Origin of the sequence: Roseospira goensis (assembly GCF_014197795.1) — a bacterium.
GTDB classification, from domain to species: Bacteria; Pseudomonadota; Alphaproteobacteria; order Rhodospirillales; family Rhodospirillaceae; genus Rhodospira; species Rhodospira goensis.
The window spans coordinates 1-17,546 of sequence record NZ_JACIGI010000030.1 but is presented as its reverse complement, the minus strand read 5'-3'; the positions used below and the strand labels follow the sequence as shown (position 1 = coordinate 17,546).

The 17,546-nt window shown below is 72.9% G+C and carries 10 protein-coding genes; 3 read left to right on the top strand and 7 right to left on the bottom strand.

Annotated features, from left to right (window positions below):
- Positions 1-265: 265 nt before the first annotated feature.
- The 3 genes from GGD88_RS14555 to GGD88_RS14545 all read right to left on the bottom strand — a co-directional run bounded on the left by GGD88_RS14555 (position 266) and on the right by GGD88_RS14545 (position 3,911).
- Positions 266-2,554, bottom strand: coding sequence for a serine/threonine-protein kinase (locus GGD88_RS14555; RefSeq protein ID WP_184436708.1), 2,289 nt, complete (start codon positions 2,552-2,554; stop codon positions 266-268).
- Positions 2,547-3,395 (bottom strand): PP2C family protein-serine/threonine phosphatase, encoded by an 849-nt coding sequence (locus GGD88_RS14550; protein ID WP_184436706.1) that lies wholly within the window; start codon positions 3,393-3,395, stop codon positions 2,547-2,549. The genes GGD88_RS14555 and GGD88_RS14550 overlap by 8 nt, the downstream gene beginning before the upstream one ends.
- 243 nt (positions 3,396-3,638) lie before the next feature.
- On the bottom strand, positions 3,639-3,911 hold the full coding sequence (locus GGD88_RS14545) for a PAAR domain-containing protein (protein WP_343056381.1): 273 nt from the start codon (positions 3,909-3,911) through the stop codon (positions 3,639-3,641).
- A gap of 376 nt (positions 3,912-4,287) precedes the next feature.
- Between GGD88_RS14545 and GGD88_RS14540 the strand changes: the two genes are divergently transcribed.
- From GGD88_RS14540 to GGD88_RS14530, 3 genes are all read left to right on the top strand, one after another.
- The gene (locus GGD88_RS14540) at positions 4,288-5,064 is read left to right on the top strand and encodes a hypothetical protein (protein ID WP_184436704.1); all 777 of its coding nucleotides are present in this window, start codon (positions 4,288-4,290) and stop codon (positions 5,062-5,064) included.
- Between the two features lie 7 nt (positions 5,065-5,071).
- Positions 5,072-7,369 (top strand): caspase family protein, encoded by a 2,298-nt coding sequence (locus GGD88_RS14535; protein ID WP_184436702.1) that lies wholly within the window; start codon positions 5,072-5,074, stop codon positions 7,367-7,369.
- Between the two features lie 181 nt (positions 7,370-7,550).
- Positions 7,551-12,464, top strand: coding sequence for an NAD-glutamate dehydrogenase (locus GGD88_RS14530; protein WP_184436701.1), 4,914 nt, complete (start codon positions 7,551-7,553; stop codon positions 12,462-12,464).
- 602 nt (positions 12,465-13,066) lie between these two features.
- Here GGD88_RS14530 and GGD88_RS14525 read toward each other — a convergent pair.
- From GGD88_RS14525 to GGD88_RS14510, 4 genes are all read right to left on the bottom strand, one after another.
- Positions 13,067-13,531, bottom strand: a complete 465-nt coding sequence (locus tag GGD88_RS14525) for a hypothetical protein (protein WP_184436699.1) — start codon at positions 13,529-13,531, stop codon at positions 13,067-13,069.
- A 4-nt stretch (positions 13,532-13,535) separates the two neighbouring features.
- Positions 13,536-14,849, bottom strand: coding sequence for a sulfite oxidase (locus tag GGD88_RS14520; RefSeq protein ID WP_184436697.1), 1,314 nt, complete (start codon positions 14,847-14,849; stop codon positions 13,536-13,538).
- Positions 14,850-15,141: 292 nt separating this feature from the next.
- Positions 15,142-16,365, bottom strand: a complete 1,224-nt coding sequence (locus GGD88_RS14515) for a CoA transferase (RefSeq protein ID WP_184436695.1) — start codon at positions 16,363-16,365, stop codon at positions 15,142-15,144.
- A 61-nt stretch (positions 16,366-16,426) separates the two neighbouring features.
- The gene (locus tag GGD88_RS14510) at positions 16,427-17,305 is read right to left on the bottom strand and encodes an HTD2 family dehydratase (RefSeq protein ID WP_184436693.1); all 879 of its coding nucleotides are present in this window, start codon (positions 17,303-17,305) and stop codon (positions 16,427-16,429) included.
- Positions 17,306-17,546: the final 241 nt, after the last annotated feature.

Here is a 17,546-nt window from a genome sequence, read left to right as displayed (position 1 = left end):
GTTGTTTGTGGTCGTCGTCGGTGAAAACTTGAGCGGCAGCATAGCCTTTATGACGGGGGGTGCCAAGTCGCCGAGCGGTCCGCGAAGGTGTGTGCGGCCCCGCGACTGGTCTCCGACAAGGCGGGCGGCAGACACGGGCCGCCCGACATCCGCGCTCGGCGATCCGAACGCTCGCCCGTTTCGCGCCCGACGCGAGTTTTCCTGCCTGAGCGTGATGATCGTGCCCCGGCGATTGCGTCCCGAGACCGGCGCGCGGCCCGCGTCCTCACTGCACGCGGACGGTCACCGTGCTGCGGGCGGTGGGCCCGGGGGCCGCAGCCGCGATGGCGTCCAGGATCTCGTCGAGCGACTCGATCGCCAGCACCTCGAATCCGGCACCGCCGAGCAGCCCCGCCAGGTGCGGTGTCAGGTCGCGTTCGGCGCCGATGCAGGCGACCCGCTCCACCTCGCCCGGGGTATCCAGGCGGATCAGGAACGGCTGGTCCCCCGGCAGCCGCAGGGCCTGGTCCGGGCGGATCAGGGCATCGCTGGCGAACTGGTTCGGGAACAGCCGCACGATGTCACCGTGGCCCATCTCGTAGAAGCAATAGGTGTAGAGCGGTGCCTCGGTGCGCAGCGTCAGGTCGAGGGCCTCGCCGGCCGCATAGACCGGTTGCGCGCCGCGCGGCGTGCTCACCTCCAGCCGGGGCGTGGCCGGGGCGGCCGGGGCGGCCGGGGTCTCGGGCCGGGCGGCCACCTGGTCCGACGCCGGCGCGGGCGCCGGTCCGGGGTCCGATGCCGCGCCCGCGCCCCCGTCCGCGCCCACACCCGCGATCAGCGCCGGGTCCAGCCCCTGCTCGCGCAGCAGGTGATCCAGCGAGCCGTCGGTCAGGGCCTCCTCGATGGATTTGTCGCCCAGGATGTCCTCCAGGGAGGCGTCGCCCAGCAGCGTCTCCGGTGAGGTGTCGTCGAGCACCTCCCGGAGGCCGGGGTCGGCCAGGATGTCGTCCCAGGTCGTGCCGGCCCAGGTCGTGTCTCCGCGGTCGGCGGCGGGCTGGCCGGCCGGACGCCCGTCGGCCTCTGCGCCGGCGGGGGCGGTGGTGTCGCCCGGCGTCGGCCGGGGCGCCGGCTTGGCGGCCGCCGCGCTGTCGGACGTCTCGGGATCGGGCGTCGCGCTGGCGATCGCCGGGGCCGCGGGGTCGGCGGGCGCGGAGGCAGCCCGGGGCGCCGTGTCGGGGGACGTCCCCGCCGTCGTCTCGGTCGCCGTGCCCGGCGAGGCCGTGGAGGGGGGCGTGGAGGGGGCCGTGGAGTCGGCGGGCGCGTCCGGCGTCGACGCCTGCCGGGCCGGCGGTGCCGGCTGCTGCTGGAGCCACCACCAGCCGGCGCCGCCGGCGGCCGCGATCAGCAGCAACAGGAGCAGCCAGACCGCGAGGCCGCCCGTGCGCTTGACCGGGGCCGGTTCGGGGCCGGCCGCCGGGCCGACGCCGCCGGGTCCCGGCCGTCCGGTGCCGGTCGCCGTCCCCATCCCCATCCCCGGTCCGGGTCCCGCGCCGGTGCGGGTGCTCCACCCGGTGCCCGCGCCGCGACCCGTCCCCGTTCCGGTTCCCGTGGCCGTCACCCGTCCGCCGGCGGTGCCGGGCCAGGTGCCGGCGCCCGACGGCGCCACGACGGTGGCGTCCGGGTCCATGCCGGTCCACGGCATCGGCCCGGCGGTCGCCGTTCCGACCGCGTCGCGCAGCGCGGCGGCGAAGCTGGCGGCGTCCGGGTAGCGGGCGTCCGGGGTCTTGGCCAGGGCGGTCATCACCACGGTGTCCAGCGCCGGCGGCAGGCCCGGCACCAGCGCCGACGGCGGGTCCGGTTCGGCGTGCAGCACCTGCATGTGGATCTGGTTGAAGTCGCCCTCATGCGGCTTGCGCCCGGTGAGCATTTCGTACAGCACCACGCCCACGCTGTAGAGGTCGGCGCGGTGGTCCACCTGCTTGCCCATGAGCTGTTCGGGCGCCATGTAGGCCGGTGTGCCCAGCATCGAGCCGGCCACCGTGATCCCCGCCGTGGCCAGGCGCGCCACTCCGAAGTCGAGGATCTTCACCTGCCCGTCGGGGGTCAGCATGATGTTGCCGGGCTTGATGTCGCGGTGGGTGACCTCGCGGGTGTGCGAGTAGGCCAGCCCGTCCAGGATGCGGCCGGCGATCTCTGCCGCCTCCTCGGGCGGTAGCCGCCGCTCGGGCGCCGCCGCGGCATGCGCCTTCAGGGTCTGGCCGGCGACGTACTCCAGCGCGATGAAGCCGGTGCCGTCCTTCTCGTCGAACTCGTACAGGGTGACGATGTTGGGGTGCGACATGCGCGCCACCGCGCGCGCCTCGCGGATGAAGCGTTCGCGCATCTCGGCGGCGTCGTCCGAATCCCACAGCTCGGAGCGGATGGTCTTGATCGCCACGGTGCGGTCGAGGATGTCGTCATAGCCCTCGTAGACGATGCCCATGGCGCCCTTGCCGAGGACGCGCCGCAGCGTGTACTTGCCCAGATGCCCCAGGGTTTCGGCCTGGGCGCCGCCCTGATCCGCCCCGTTAGGCATGCCCCGACCCCCTGCGGTGCAACGCGGTGTCGTCGCCGTCGACGTCGAGCCCGTCGAGCGGGTCGTCGGGGGGCGGCCGGGCGCCGGCGCCGTGGCTGCCGCCGTCCGGTGCCACCACCACGGCGGTGACGTTGTCGCGCCCGCCCGCGGCCAGCGCCGCGTCGATCAGGGCGCGCACGCCGGCCGGGCCGTCGCGGTTCATCACCGCCGCGATGTCGTCCTCCGCCACCATCCGGGTCAGCCCGTCGGTGCACAGCAGCAGCACGTCGCCGGGGGCGAGCGGCCCGTGCACGGTGGCCAGCTCCAGCTCGCCGGGGGCGCCCAGGGCCTGGGTCACGACGTTGGCCAGGGGGTGCTGCTCGGCCCCGCTTTCCTCCAGGACGCCCTGGTCGATCATGCTCTGCACCACGCTGTGGTCATGGGTGATGCGCGTGAGCTGGCCCTCGCGCAGCAGGTAGCAGCGCGAGTCGCCGGCCCAGACGCAGGCGTAATGATCCTGATGGATGAGCAGCACCACCACCGTGGTGCCGACGGTCTGGCCGTCGCCCAGGGTCTCGGCCTGGCGCCGCAACTCGCGGTCGGCGTCGTACAGGGTGCCGCGCACGCCGTTCAGCAGGTCTAGCGCCGATCCTGCCCAGGACAGCCGCGACAGCGCCTCGCACACCAGCCGGCTGGCCACGTCGCCGCGGCTGTGGCCGCCCATGCCGTCGGCGACGGCCCACAGGCCGATGTCCGGGCGTTCGATGTAACAGTCCTCGTTCACCGACCGCACGCGGCCCACGTGCGAGGCGCTGGCGAACGAGAAGGGCGGGGTGCTGGTGTTCAAGCCCGTGGTGCTCATGGTGTGCCGCCCATGGCCATGTCGTCCCGCCCGCGAGTCGTGCCGCCGGGTCGTGCCCGCCGCCGGCCGTCGGTAGCCGTCGGCCGCCGTCGGCGGCCGGGACCAGTGCTTGCGTCGCCCGAACGACGCTACCATACCCCGCCGGGCCCGGGAACGCGGTCGCGGCGCGACCCCTGCCTGCCCCGGCCCGGGCCATCCTATGCCCCGCTCTCGGCCCCGCTCACGGCCCCTCTCATGACGCCCTCATCCCCCGACCAGGACGGTCGGGCATCCCATGGCGATGAACCCGCCGTGAGAATGCGAATCGAGCATGCGCGCCTGCATCAGGTTGCCCGTCAGAACGGTCGCGGAGCCGCGCACGATCGGATCCGGGATCGGGCCACAGAAGGCGACGTCGGTGATGCGCGCCGCCGGCAGCCCGCCGATCAGCACCGTCGGCATGCAGGGCATGACGATGGGTCCGCCCCCGTGCAGCGGGCAGACGTGCGGGTCGGTCATCCGGGCCGCGGGAAACACCAGGCCACCTCCGTGCCGCCTGTGTGGAGGGCTCATCGCACGCCACCCCGCGGGTCCTGTCAAGCGGCCAGGGCCGCCTGATCGCCAACCGATCCTAACAGGAAACGATCTATAGCCATTTTGGTTTGTCTTGCCGGGCATCCGGCCTCGGCGGGGTGACGTCTGGTCGAGCTGGAATTATTCCAATCCCGTATTGCCGCTGCTCCCCAGTCTTGCGATACTCGACCTCGGCGCGGTGACGGGCACCGCGTCCAAGGGTGCGTCCCGCCGGTGCCGCGCCGTCTGCCGGCACCGCGCCGGCTGGCGGTCGCGTGGGAGTGGCGACGGGCCGAGGCGGTGGATCGCAGGCCGCCGGTGTCCAGGGAGGACGAGTGGAATGCACAGGCTTTACGTCGGACTCGCGGCGGTGTCGGCGGCCGCCCTGGTGGCGGGCTGCGTCACCGTGCAGCGCCCCACCATCGCCCACACCCATATCGGGCACACCATGACGGCGTGGACCGACACGCCCGGCCGCGCCGGCCTGCTGGAGACCGCCGAGCGCGAGGCGACCGTCGTGCGCCAGGAAGCGCGCGCCGCGGCGGCGGCCGGGACCCTGTCGGGGATCAAGCAGAACACCCGCGACATGCGCCATGCCCTCGATCCGACCCTGGAGCCGGGCGGCGGGCCGGGCGCCGGCTACGGCCTGCGCCGCGCGGTCGAGGGCGCCATCAGCCACGTCCGCTACGCCGCCGAATCGGGCGACGCCACCGCCAACGTGCGGGCCTACGCCCCCGAGTTCGCGGCCAAGGGCGAGGGGGTGCTCGGCGACATCGAGATCATGATCGGGCTGTCCGATGCGGTTCTCGCGGCGCGCTCGACCGACGAGGCGCGGGCGCTGAGTCAGGAACTGGCGCGCCTGGCAGAGGCCGTGCAGGACGGCGCCGACGAGAACAACGACGGCCAGTACTCGGCCGAGGAGGCCGGCCTGCGCCAGATGCGCGAGAGCATGCAGCAGACCCTGGCACAGGAAAGCCCCCCTTATACCACGGTCGAGCGGCGCTGGCTGTTCAACCTGATCCAGTTGCCGTCCGGGGGCTGGGCCTGGCGTGATCCGGGCGGCGGTACGGGACCGTCGTCCTCCTTCGAGGGCAGGGACGGAGGTGGTGGCTACTAGGCGCATCATGCCCCATCGCAACGCGGCGCGGGCGTCGGCCCTTGGTCCGGCCCTCGCCTTCGCCCTCGCCTTCGTGCTGGTCCTGCTTGGGCCGGTGGCCCCGGTCGCGGCCCAGTCGCTGGCCCAGCAGTGCCTGGGCACGCCGCCGTCGAGCGCGGCGGGGATCTGCGAGCGGGCCTGGACCGCCGACCGGGGCGATGCCGCCGTCGCGGTGGCCCTGTCCGAGGCGCTGCGCCGCGCCGGCAATGCCGCGCGGGCCGTGTCCGTGCTGGAGCAGGCCCGGGCGGCGGGCGCCGGCGGGTCCGGCCTGGCCCATGCCCTGCGGCTGGCGCGCAGCTACCTGGAGGAGCAGCGGTTCCAGGAGCAGCAGGCGGCGGCCCGGGCGAACAATGCCTCCGCCGTCCAGCTTCGTCTGGCCCGCATCAAGTGCACCACCCTGAGCGGCAGTGCCGCGCTGAGGGCCTGCAACGAGGCCCTGCGGCTGGCCCCCGGCGATGCCGAGTTGATCGCGGCCCGCAACCGGCTGGGCGGCGGCGCGGCGTCGCGCCCGGCGGCCACCGCCTCGGCGGCCCCGGCGATGCCGCGAACACCGCCCCAGACGACGGCGCCGTCGGCCCCGCAGCCATCCGCGGCGCCGGCGGCCCCGCAGCCGTCCACGGCGCCGGCCGCCCCGCAGCCGTCCACGGCGCCGGCCGCCCAGGTGGCGGCGCTGCCGCCGCCGGCCGGCCCGGGCCACCCCACCCTGGGACCCAAACCGGACCCGGCCGCCCTCGTCGCGGCGGCCGAACCGCCGGCGCGCCCGGAGGCCGTGACTCCGGCCGTGACTCCAGAGGCGGCGCCCGGAACCGCCGACCTGGCGGCCCAGGGGACTCCTCAGGGGACTCCCCAGGGAACTCCTCAGCGGGCGTCCCAGGTGGCAGAGGTCGCGGACGCGGCCCCTGACCCCGTGCCGGATCCAGCTCCGGCCTCGGACCCGTCCTCGGACCCGGCGCCGACCGTGGCGGCTCCTGACCCCGCGCCGGAGCCGGCCCCGGCTTCGGAGACGGCCGCCGCCGACGCCGCCGCCCCCGACGAGGCCGCCTCCGACGAGGCCGCCCCCGACGAGGCCGCCGCCGACGACGCCGCCGCCGCGACGCCGCCGCAACCGCTCATCGTCCTGGGCGGCGTGGGCACCGGCCGGCCGACGTCCGGGGATCCGTCCCGCGACGCCGCGCCCGCCGCGTCCGCCGGCGGGGTGCAGATCGCGGCGGTGCCGCCCGCCGGCCCGCCCGCTGACGACCTGTCACGACCGGCGCGCGCCCAGACCCCGCCGGCGGTGGGCGACCCCGCGCCGGGCGCCGGTGGCGACCGCGCCGCGGCCGCGGCCGAGACCGCCTCCATCGTCTCTCAATTGGCCGCGTTGCAGACCTTGCGCGAACAGGGCCTGGTCACCGAGGCGGAGTTCAACGCCCGCCGCACCGCGCTGCTCAATCGCACCTTCGGCGGCGTCACCGGTCCGCCGGCGATCAGGCCGCCGGAGAGCGGCGGCGGAGTCCGCGGCGGGGCGGGGACCGCGGCGCTGACGCCCGACCCGCTGGCGGCGTTCTCGGACGTCGACTTCGGCGCCTATCATGCCCTGGTGATCGGCATCCAGAACTACCGGGAGCTGCCGGACCTGGAGACGGCGAACCGGGACGCCGAGGCCGTCGCCGCCGTGCTGCGCGACCTCTATGGTTTCGAGGTGCGCCTGTTGCTCGACGTCGGACGGGTCGAGATCATCGAGGCGCTCGACGCCTACCGGGACATTCTCGGGCCGAACGACAACCTGCTGATCTACTACGCCGGGCACGGCTGGCTCGACGAGAGCGCGGACCAGGGCTATTGGATGCCGGTCAACGCCCACCTCGACCGGCGCTCCAACTGGGTCTCCAACGCCACCATCCGCGACGCGGCGCGGGCGCTGGAGGCCAAGCATGTCCTGGTGGTCGCCGATAGTTGCTTTGCGGGCACGCTCACACGCGGCCTGACGGTGCCGGAGGGTCCGACCCCGGCGTACCTGAAGCGCATGGCGGGCAAGCGCGCCCGCCTGGCCCTGTCCTCCGGCGGGCTGGAGCCGGTGGCGGACAACTCGGGCAACGGGCACTCGCCGTTCGCGTCGGCCTTCATCGACAGTCTGCGCGCCAACACCGGCGTTCTCGACGGCACCAACCTGTTCGCCCAGATCCGGCGGCCGGTGATCCTCAACAGCACCCAGACGCCGGAATACGCCGACATCCGCATGGCCGGCCACGAGGGTGGCGACTTCCTGTTCGTGCGCCGCAACTGAGGGGCGCGTCCGCCCCACCCCCACCCCCACCCCCACGCCAGCGCCGACCCCGGCATCCGCACAGCCCTCGAAACCCGAGCGCGGGCGTGCGATACTGCGCCGGCCCGCGCCAAGGGCTCCGCCCGGCGCGCGGTCGCGGCACCCGAAGGGGCCGTGTCGGACAGTGCGGGGAGGACGCCCGATGCCCAAGAAACAGGCCGCCCGCAAAGCGGAACAACTCGACCGCGTGCGCGCGCTGGTCGCCGAACGCCTGGACCCGGCCGACGCCGGACCGGCCAGCCGCTTCGTCGACGCCTACTACGCCCATGTCCCGCCCGCCGACATGGCCCCCCACGACGACGAGACCCTGTACGGCGCCGCCCTGTCGGCCTGGGGCTTCCTGCGCCACCGCAAGCCCGGCGAGGCCCGGGTGCGGGTCTACAATCCGGTCTACGAGCAGCACGGCTACCAGAGCGAGCACACGGTTCTTGAGGTCGTCACAGACGACATGTCGTTCCTGGTGGATTCGGTGACCGCCGCGCTCAACAGCCTCGACATGCTGGTGCACCTGGTCATCCATCCGGTGGTGCGGGTGCGCCGCGATGACCAGGGGACGCTGCTCGAACTGTGCCACGACGGGACCGAACCCGCATCCGAACCCGCGCTCAATGGGGCCGTGCGGGAGTCCCTGATGCACGTGGAGATCGCCGAGCAGACCGATGCCGCGGTCCTGCACACCATCGAGCGGGCGGTGCGCACGGTGCTGGGCGAGGTGCGGGCGGCCGTGGACGACTGGCCGGCGATGAGCGAGCTGGCCTGCGCCGCCGCCGAGGGCCTGCGCGAGGAGGGCGGCGCGCCCGGCGCCGACCCGGAGACCGTGGCCGAGATGGCCCGTTTCCTGGAATGGCTGTGCGAAAACCACTTCACGTTCCTGGGCAGCCGCGACTACAGCTTCGCCGAGACCGACGACGGCCTGCGCGCCGAGCCCGAGCCCGGCCTCGGCATCCTGCGCGATCCCGGCCTGCGGGTGTTCGGCCAGTTGCGGGACCTGGAGACGCTGCCGGACGACGTCCAGGGCTACGTGCGCGGGCCGTCGCCGCTGCTGCTGACCAAGACCGCCATGCGCGCCCGCGTGCACCGCGCCGTGCCGATGGACGCCATCGGCGTCAAGCGCTTCGATGCGGCGGGCCGGCTGGTCGGCCTGACCCTGCTGGTGGGGCTGTTCACCGCCGACGTCTACACCAACAGCGCCGCCACCATGCCGGTGTTGCGGCGCAAGGTGGCGCACGTGATGCAGCGCAGCGGCTTCGACCCGCGCGGCCACGACGGCAAACGCCTGCTGCACATCATGGAGACGCTGCCGCGCGACGAGGTGATCCAGACCGGCGAGGACCGCCTCCTGGAAACCGCGCTCGGCATCCTCGACTTGCAGGAGCGCCAGCGCACCGCCCTGTTCCTGCGCCAGGACGAGTTTCAGCGCTTCGTCTCCTGCCTGGTGTTCATCCCGCGCGACCGCTACGACACCGCCCTGCGCCTTGCCGTCCAGCGCATCCTGGAGGCCGAGTTGCAGGGCCGCATGGAGACCTACACCACCCAGGTGGACGACAGCCGGCTGGCCCGGCTGCACTTCATCATCCGCACCACGCCCGGCGACATGCCGGCGCACGACGGCGACGACATCGAACGCCGCATCGCCGACGCCGCCCGCACCTGGGCCGACCATCTCGCCGACGTGCTGTTCGCCGCCAAGGGCGAGGAACAGGGCCTGCGGCTGTTCCGCCGCTACGGCGGGGCGTTCCCCGCCAGCTACCGCGAACGTTCGGCCGCCCAGGCGGCGGTGGCCGACATCGCCCGCATCGAGGACGCGCTGGCCGCCGGTGCCTTCACGCTCAACCTGTACCGCCCGCTGGAGGTGTCGGAATCGGAGGTCCGCTTCAAGATCTACCAGCCCGACGGCGCCGTGCCGCTGTCCGACATGCTGCCGGTGCTGGAGAACATGGGCTTCCGGGTCATCGGCGAAGTGCCGTTCGAGCTTCACCCGCGGCTGTCCGGCCCCGCCGGCGACGGCGGCGCGCGCGCCGCCACGGTCTGGATCCACGACTTCGTGATGACCGCCGCCTCCGGCGCCATCGTCGACATCGACCGGGTGCGCGGCCCGTTCCAGGACGCCTTCAGCCGGGTCTGGACCGGCGAGTTGGAGAACGACGGCTTCAACCGTCTGGTCATCGAGGCCGGCCTGACCTGGCGCCAGGTGGTGGTTCTGCGCGCCTACGCCCGCTACCTGCGCCAGACCGGCTACACCTTCAGTCAGAGCTACATCGAGCAGGCCCTGGCGGCGCATCCGCGCATCACGGCGGCGCTGGTGGCGCTGTTCGAAGCCCGCTTCGACCCGGACCGGGTCGAGGGGGGCGCCGCGCCCGACCCGGACGGGGCGGAGGCGCCCGCCGACCCCGAGGCGGTGATCCTGGCCGGGCTCGACCACGTCACCAACCCCGACGAGGACCGCATCCTGCGCCGCTACCGCAACCTCATCAAGGCGACGCTGCGCACCAACCACTTCCAGGCCGGCGCGGACGGTCAGCCCAAGCCCTACCTGGCGCTGAAGCTCGACAGTCGCGCCATCGCCGACCTGCCGCTGCCGCGGCCCTGGGTCGAGGTGTTCGTCTACAGCCCGCGCGTCGAGGCCGTGCACCTGCGCGGCGGCAAGGTGGCGCGCGGCGGCATCCGCTGGTCGGACCGGCGCGAGGATTTCCGCACCGAGGTGCTGGGCCTGATGAAGGCGCAGATGGTCAAGAACGCGGTGATCGTGCCGGTGGGATCCAAGGGCGGCTTCGTGGTCAAGCGCCCGCCGCCGGTCGAAGCCGGGCGCGAAGCGCTCCAGGCCGAGGGCATCGCCTGCTATCAGACCTTCATGCGCGGCCTGCTCGACCTGACCGACAACCTGGAAGGCGACGCGGTGGTGCCCCCGCCCCGGGTGCGCCGGCGCGACGGCGACGACCCCTATCTGGTGGTGGCGGCCGACAAGGGCACGGCCAGCTTCTCCGACATCGCCAATGCGATCGCCCGGGAGTACGGCTTCTGGCTGCGCGACGCCTTCGCCTCCGGCGGCTCGAACGGCTACGACCACAAGGCCATGGGCATCACCGCGCGCGGCGCCTGGGAGGCGGTCAAACGCCACTTCCGTGAGATGGGCCACGACGTCCAGCGCCAGGACGTCTCGGTGATCGGCGTCGGCGACATGTCCGGCGACGTGTTCGGCAACGGCATGCTGCTGTCGCGCCACATCCGCCTGATCGGGGCCTTCAACCACCTGCACATCGTCGTCGATCCGGACCCGGATGCGGCCGCGTCCTGGGCCGAGCGCCGGCGGCTGTTCGACCTGCCGCGCTCGTCCTGGGCAGACTACGACCCGGCGGTGCTGTCCGAGGGCGGGCAGGTGTACGACCGCCGCGCCAAGGAGGTGACCCTCACCCCCCAGATCATGGACCGTCTCGGCCTGCGCCAGTCGGTGGTGACGCCGACCGAACTGATCCGCGCCCTGCTGCGTGCCGAGGCCGACCTGCTGTGGTTCGGCGGCATCGGCACCTACGTGAAGGCCAGCCACGAGACCCACGCCCAGGTGGGCGACCGCGCCAACGACGCCATCCGCGTCGACGCCGACGACCTGCGGGTCAAGGTGGTGGGCGAGGGCGCCAACCTGGGGGTGACCCAGGTCGGCCGCATCGAGTTCGCCCGGCACGGCGGGCGCCTCAACACCGACGCCATCGACAATTCGGCCGGCGTCGACTGCTCCGACCACGAGGTGAACATCAAGATCCTGCTCGACGGCATCGTCGAGGCCGGCGACCTGACCGAGAAGCAGCGCAACCAACTGCTGCGCGAGATGACCGACGACGTGGCGGCGCTGGTGCTGCGGGACAACTACCTCCAGACCCAGGCGATTTCCCTGATGGCCCGGGATTCGGCCGGGCTGCTGGACCTTCAGCACCGGCTGATGCGCACCCTGGAGCGGCTCGGTCGGCTCGACCGTGCGGTGGAATCGCTGCCCGACGACGAGGAGATCGCCGAGCGCCTGGCCGCCGGGCGCGGCCTGACCCGGCCCGAACTGGCGGTGCTGATCCCCTACGGCAAGCTGTGGATCTTCGACGAGGTCATGGACTCGGACCTGCCCGAGGACCCGATGCTGACCGAGTCCATGGCGCAGTACTTCCCGACCGCGGTGCAGACCCGGTTCCGCGACCAGATCGGGCGCCACCGGCTGCGCCGGGAGATCATCGCCACCTATGTCGCCAACTCGATGATCAACCGTGTCGGCGCGGCCTTCATCACCGAGATGATGGAGAAGACCGGCATGCGCCCGGCCGACATCGCCCGGGCCTACGTGGCGGTGCGCGAGGTCTACGGCCTGCGGGCGTTGTGGTCGGACATCGAGGCCCTGGACGGCGACGTCGCGGCCGACGTGCAACTGGAGCTGTTCCACCATGTCAACCGGCTGGTGGGGCGCCAGACCCAGTGGATGCTGCGCCACGGCACCTGGCCGCTGGACGTCTCGGCCACCGTCACCGAGCTGGCGCCGGCGGTGCAACTGCTGTCCGCCAACCTGGACGACCTGGCCACCGAGGAGACCCTGGCCGGTGCGCGTGAGCACATGGCGGCGTGGATGGAGGCCGGGGTGCCGGAGCCGCTGGCCTGCGGGGTGGCCTGCCTGATGGTGATGGCGGCGGCCGGCGACATCGTGCGGGTGACCGCCGCGCACGACCTGCCGATGGAGTGGGTGGCGCGGCTGTATTTCGCGGTCGGCACCCGGCTGGGGATCGGCTGGCTGCGCCGCATGGCCGAGCAGCACGTGGACGGCGGGCACTGGACCAAGCTGGCGGTGTCGGCGCTGGCCGAGGAGTTCTACAGCCACCAGCGCCAGATCACCCACCGGGTGATCGAGCACGGCGCGGCCCTGGACGACCCGGACGCCGCCATCGCGGCCTGGATCGAGACCAACCCGGTGACGGTCGAGCGGGCCTCGCAACTTCTGGGCGAGCTGCGCGGCACATCGGGCGGCGTCGACCTCGCCATGCTCACCGTCGCCAGCCGCCAGTTCCGCGCCATGGCGGGGGTGTAGACATGCTTCCGCGCCCCCGCGGGAGCGGGGGCGCGAGAGAGCCTTGCCTGGCCTTTCTCGGTCCCACGCTCCGGCGTGGGACCGCAGGTACCTGCCCCGCGCCCCCGCGGGAGCGGGGGCGTGAGACTCCGTTTCTATCTCGGTCCCACGCTCCGGCGTGGGACCGCAGCTACCCGTCCGGCACCCCCGCGGGAGCGTGGGCGCGAGACTCCGTTTCTATCTCGGTCCCACGCTCCCGCGTGGGACCGCAGGTGCCCGTCCGGCGCCCACGCGGGAGCGTGGGCGCGAGACTCCGTTTCTATCTCGGTCCCACGCTCCCGCGTGGGACCGCAGGTGCCTGCCCCGCGCCCGCGCGGGAGCGGGGGCGCCAGACCCTTTCGCTGACCCGGCCCCACGCTCCGGTGAGGGACCGCAGGTGCCAGTCCGGCGCCCACGCGGGAGCGGGGGCGTGAGACTCCGTTTCTATCTCGGTCCCACGCTCCCGCGTGGGACCGCAGGTGCCCGTCCGGCGCCCACGCGGGAGCGTGGGCGCGAGAGACCCTTTCGCTGGCCCGGTCCCACGCTCCGGCGTGGGACCGCCTGCGCGCGCGGGTGCTCGGGCGTCAGCCGCCCGGGGCCGGCGGCGCCTGCGGGCTGAACGGGCGGGTGCCGCCGAACCCACCGAAGCCGCCGAACCCGCCGCCGCCGGGCACGCCCTCGACCGCCTTGCCGGGGCCGAAGTGTTCGCTCAGGTAGTCGAGCACGATGGTCTCGTCCTCCGGCGTCAGGTCCGGCATGCCCTGCTCGACCTGCATCCACTCCAGCGTGCGGTCCCAGCGCGTCCGCGTCATGTGCTGCTGGGTCACCATGTCGAGCGAATGGCAGGCGTTGCACATGTTGTAGACCAGGACTCGGCCCTCGCCCTCTGGCAGGCCCCCATAAGCGCCCCCATCGGCGCCCCCATCGGCGCCCCCATGGGCGGTGGAGTCCTGCGCGGCGGCGGGGGCGAGCGTCGCGGCGCCCGTCGCGGCGAGGGTGGCCGCGACGACGCCCCAGGCGGCCAGGCCGGCCGCACCCCTCAGACGCATGCGGCTAGACCTCGACCCGCACGGCGATGCGGTGCATGGCGTTGTTGAGGTAGCCCTTGGGGTTCCAGCCGACCGTGAAGGGCTGCATGCGGCCCTTGCTGTCGATGGCGCGGGCCCAGATCTCGTAGTAGCCCCGGGTCGGGAACTCGATCTGGGCGCGCCAGCGCTGCCAGGCATAGGGGTTCGGCGGCGGTTCCAGGGCGGCCTCGCGCCAGGTCTGGCCGAAGTCCGTGGTCACGTGCATGGCGGTGACGTGCTCGTCGCCGGCCCAGGCGTGGCCGCGCACCTCCAGCGTGCGGTGGTCGGTCGGCAGCGTGGTGCCGCTGGCCGGTGCGGTGATGAGCGACTTGACCGGCATGGACTCGATGATGCGGAAGTCCGCGCCCGGCACCTCCTCGCCCGGCGCCACCGGGTAGCGCGGCACCCGGTAGCTGGGCGCGCCCATCTTGGTGCCGTCGTGCACCTGGTCGCGCAGCTCGATGCGGGTGAGCCACTTCTGCGACACCGAGCCCGGCCAGCCCGGCGCCAGGATGCGCACCGGCGCGCCGTTCATCGGGTGCAGGGGGGCGCCGTTCTGCTCGAAGGCGATCAGGGTGTAGGGGTTCATCGCCTTCCACAGCGGCATGCCGCGCGAGATGGGCCGCTTGTCCGGGTCGCCGGACAGGTGGGAATCGGCGCCGTAGTGGGCGGTGTAGATCGCCTGCGGCTGCACCCCGGCGGCGCCCAGCACGTCGGCCAGGCGCACCCCGGTCCACCGCGCATTGCCGACCGCCCCGGTGGTCCACTGGTTGCCGCTGGCGCCGGGATTGAAGGCGGCCCGGCCGTTGCCGCCGCATTCGAGCTGGAGCGCATACTCCACCACCTCGAAGCGGCTGCGCAGGTCGTCCAGCGACAGCTCCAGCGGGGTGTCCACGAAGCCGTCGATGGTCACCGTCCAGCCCTCGGGGTCGACGCTGTCGGGCGGCAGGCCGTTGTTGCGGATGAAGTGGCGGGCGGTGGGCGTGATGTCGTCGTCGAGCAGGTGGGCCGGGGTTTCGGCGTTGAGCGGCCGGTCGTTGAGCACCCGCAGGCCGTCCTTGCCCTCGATGGTGAACTCCCCCGTTTCCTGCGCCAGCGCGGCCGGGATCAGGCCGCCCGGCATGCCGCGGTGGAACGGGATCGTATAGCCCAGCACGGCGCTCATGGTCGCTAGGCCGGCGCCGCGCAGGAAGCCGCGGCGGTCGGCGTAGGTGCGGCGGCCGAACACCAGGGCGTCGGCGCGTTCGGGGTCGGCGGCGTACAGTTCGTGCAGGCCGCGCTCCTGGGGCAGGCGGGTCATGGCGGGTCCTCCCTGGCTTTCGTCTTGGCGACGTTGTTTTGGCAGCGCAACAAAAAAGCGACAGGCCCGGGGTCTTGGGCTCAGCCGGACCGTTTTTGTTCGTGATTCCGGGAAGGAAACGGTAGCCGCCGACTCGCGCGCCGGTCAACGGCAAAGAATGAGGGTTCAACCCGATACCCGCAACTTCTCAGGCAGTATCCGGGCGGGGGCGGCGCGGCGCCCGTCGCATACACCCGGAGTCACCGGGGGCGTCCGGGTGCATACGACAGGCGGTGTCGGCCGGGTGCGGCGCTTAGCCCGGGCGCGGACCGCCGACGATCTTGTCGTCGTACAGCTTGGAGATCTGATGGCCGTCCAGTCCCAGGATCCCGGAGAGGATCTCCTCGGTGTGCTCGCCCAGGGTTGCCGCCCGCACGGGCGCCTCGCGCTCCGCCGCGCTGAACTCGAACGGGCTGCCCGGCACCAGGTATTCGCCGATGCCCGGCTGCTCCAGCATCTCGAACATGGGATGGTCGGTGCTGAAGTCCGGATCGGTCTCGATCGCCTGCTGGAAGCTGCGGAACTCCGACCAGGTGACGCTGTTCTCGTTGAACAGGGACGCGAAGTCCTCGATCCGGCGCGCGGCGAACCAGGGTTTGAGGATGGCGGTGATCTCGTGGCGGTGGACGAAGCGTTCGCCCTCCTTGTTGAGGTCGGCGCCCAGGCGCTCGCCCAGCGCCTTGAACTCGTCCGCCAGACCGGTGACCTTGCCCAGGCCGCGCCACTGCCGGTCGGTCAGCGCCACCAGCATGATCCGCTTGCCGTCGGCGGTGAGGAAGTCCTGGCCGTAGGCGCCGTAGAGCGCGTTGCCGTACTTGGGCCGGTCGACGCCGTTGACCATCACTTCGCCGATGATGCCCAGGTTGCCGAGCATCGCCAGGGCCACGTCCTTCAGCGCCAGTTCGACGAGCTGGCCCTCGCCGGTCAGGCGGCGGTGGCGCTCGGCGGCCAGGATCCCCAGCGCCGCCTTCTGGCCGGTGATGCAGTCCCAGGCCGGCAGCACGTGGGCGATCGGATCGGTCGACCCCTCCGGGCCGGTGGCGTGCGGGAAGCCGACCGCCGGGTTGACGGTGTAGTCCACCTGCGGGGCGCCGCCGCGCGCCCCCAGGATGGACACCATGATGAGGTCCTCGCGCTGCTTCTTGAGGGCGTCGTAGTCCATCCAGCCACGCACGCGCAGGTTGGTCAGGAAGATGCCGGCCTCCGGACCGGGGGCGCAGATCAGGTTGGTGACGATCTCGCGCCCCTCGGGGGTGGTCATGTCCACGGCGATGGACCGCTTGCCCTTGTTGAGCCCGGCCCAGAACAGGGACCGGTTGTCCTTCGTCACCGGCCAGCGGTAATGGTCCAGGCCGCCCTGGAGGCGGTCGAACCGGATCACCTCGGCCCCCATCTGGGCCAGCGTCATGCCGGCCAGCGGGGCGGCCACGAAGGAGGTCCCCTCGACCACCCTCAACCCTTGCAGGAGCTTCGCCACGTCGTATCCTCATCTGTCCTGATGTGCGCGGGTGCGGCCCCGCGCGCCGCCCGTCACCCGCCTAACTGTCGGCCCAGCGCACGGTCGCCTTCATGCAGACGTGACCGTCTCCGTTGACGGTCATCACGTCGTGCCCGCCGTCCGCGCGCGCGTAGGCGTGGATAGCGACGGTATCGAAATCGAACAGCGGGCGCACTCCCCTGAAGGAGTAGGACGCCGGCCTGCCCGAAGGCATGTGGCGGCGCGCCGCCTCCATCAGCGCCATGGCCTGCAACGGGCCGTGGACCACCAGGCCGGGGTACTTCTCCACGTCCATGGCGTAGGGGCGGTCGTAGTGGATGCGGTGGCCGTTGAAGGTCAGCGCCGAATACCGGAACAGCAGCACCGGGTCGACCGTCATCGGGTCGCGCCACGCCGGGTCGGCCGGGGCCTCGACCGGGGGCGGCGGCCGGAACGCCGTGGGCATGGCGATGTAGACGATGTCCTGCTCCTCCTCGACCGCCAGGCCGCGCGGCGTGGAGATGAGGTGGCGTACCGTCACGAACACCATGTCGCCGGCCTTGCCGGACTTCTCCTGCACGTCGAGGATCTCGGAGTCCCTGGTGATGGTGTCGCCGAGGCGCGGCGGGTCGTCGTGGAAGGTCAGGCGGCCGCCGGCCCACATGCGCCGCTCCAGCGCGATCGCCGGCAGGAAGCCGCCGCGCTTGGGGTGGCCGTCGGGGCCGACGTTGGACATGGTCGCATCGGGCAGGAAGTAGAGCCAGTGCCACAGCGGCGGCAGCGGATCGCCCGCGGCCGGGGTGACCGCGGCGTCGTTGAGCGTGGCCTGGAGCAGCTTGACGGGCACCGCCGTGACCTGGTCGGTGGTGGTCTGGGTGCGGCCGATGGCGGCGCGCGGGGCCTCGGTGTCGGGCGAGCCGGGCGGCGGGGTGGCGCTCATACGGGGTCCCTTTCGGCTGAGGGGGCGTCCAACGGGGGCGGGTGCGGCGGCGGCGGGTGCGCCGATGCCGTCAGAGAGTAGGGGCGGCCCGCAGGCGGGGCAACGGGGCACAGGCCGCGTCGGGACGCGTCGGGATCGGACGCACCGCTGTGTAGGTCCAGGCAGATGTGAGACTGGGTGAGCCGCGCTTGCACCGGGCTGGGGGCATGCCCCCAGCCCGGTGCGAATTCGGTTTATAACC

What these genes read in the sequence shown, in the direction of transcription:
- GGD88_RS14530 (WP_184436701.1), top strand. Translation starts at nt 7,551, where the DNA reads ATGCCCAAGAAACAGGCCGCCCGCAAAGCGGAACAACTCGACCGCGTG.
- GGD88_RS14540 (WP_184436704.1), top strand. Translation starts at nt 4,288, where the DNA reads ATGCACAGGCTTTACGTCGGACTCGCGGCGGTGTCGGCGGCCGCCCTG.
- GGD88_RS14535 (WP_184436702.1), top strand. Translation starts at nt 5,072, where the DNA reads ATGCCCCATCGCAACGCGGCGCGGGCGTCGGCCCTTGGTCCGGCCCTC.
- GGD88_RS14550 (WP_184436706.1), bottom strand. Translation starts at nt 3,395, where the DNA reads ATGAGCACCACGGGCTTGAACACCAGCACCCCGCCCTTCTCGTTCGCC.
- GGD88_RS14555 (WP_184436708.1), bottom strand. Translation starts at nt 2,554, where the DNA reads ATGCCTAACGGGGCGGATCAGGGCGGCGCCCAGGCCGAAACCCTGGGG.
- GGD88_RS14525 (WP_184436699.1), bottom strand. Translation starts at nt 13,531, where the DNA reads ATGCGTCTGAGGGGTGCGGCCGGCCTGGCCGCCTGGGGCGTCGTCGCG.
- GGD88_RS14520 (WP_184436697.1), bottom strand. Translation starts at nt 14,849, where the DNA reads ATGACCCGCCTGCCCCAGGAGCGCGGCCTGCACGAACTGTACGCCGCC.
- GGD88_RS14510 (WP_184436693.1), bottom strand. Translation starts at nt 17,305, where the DNA reads ATGAGCGCCACCCCGCCGCCCGGCTCGCCCGACACCGAGGCCCCGCGC.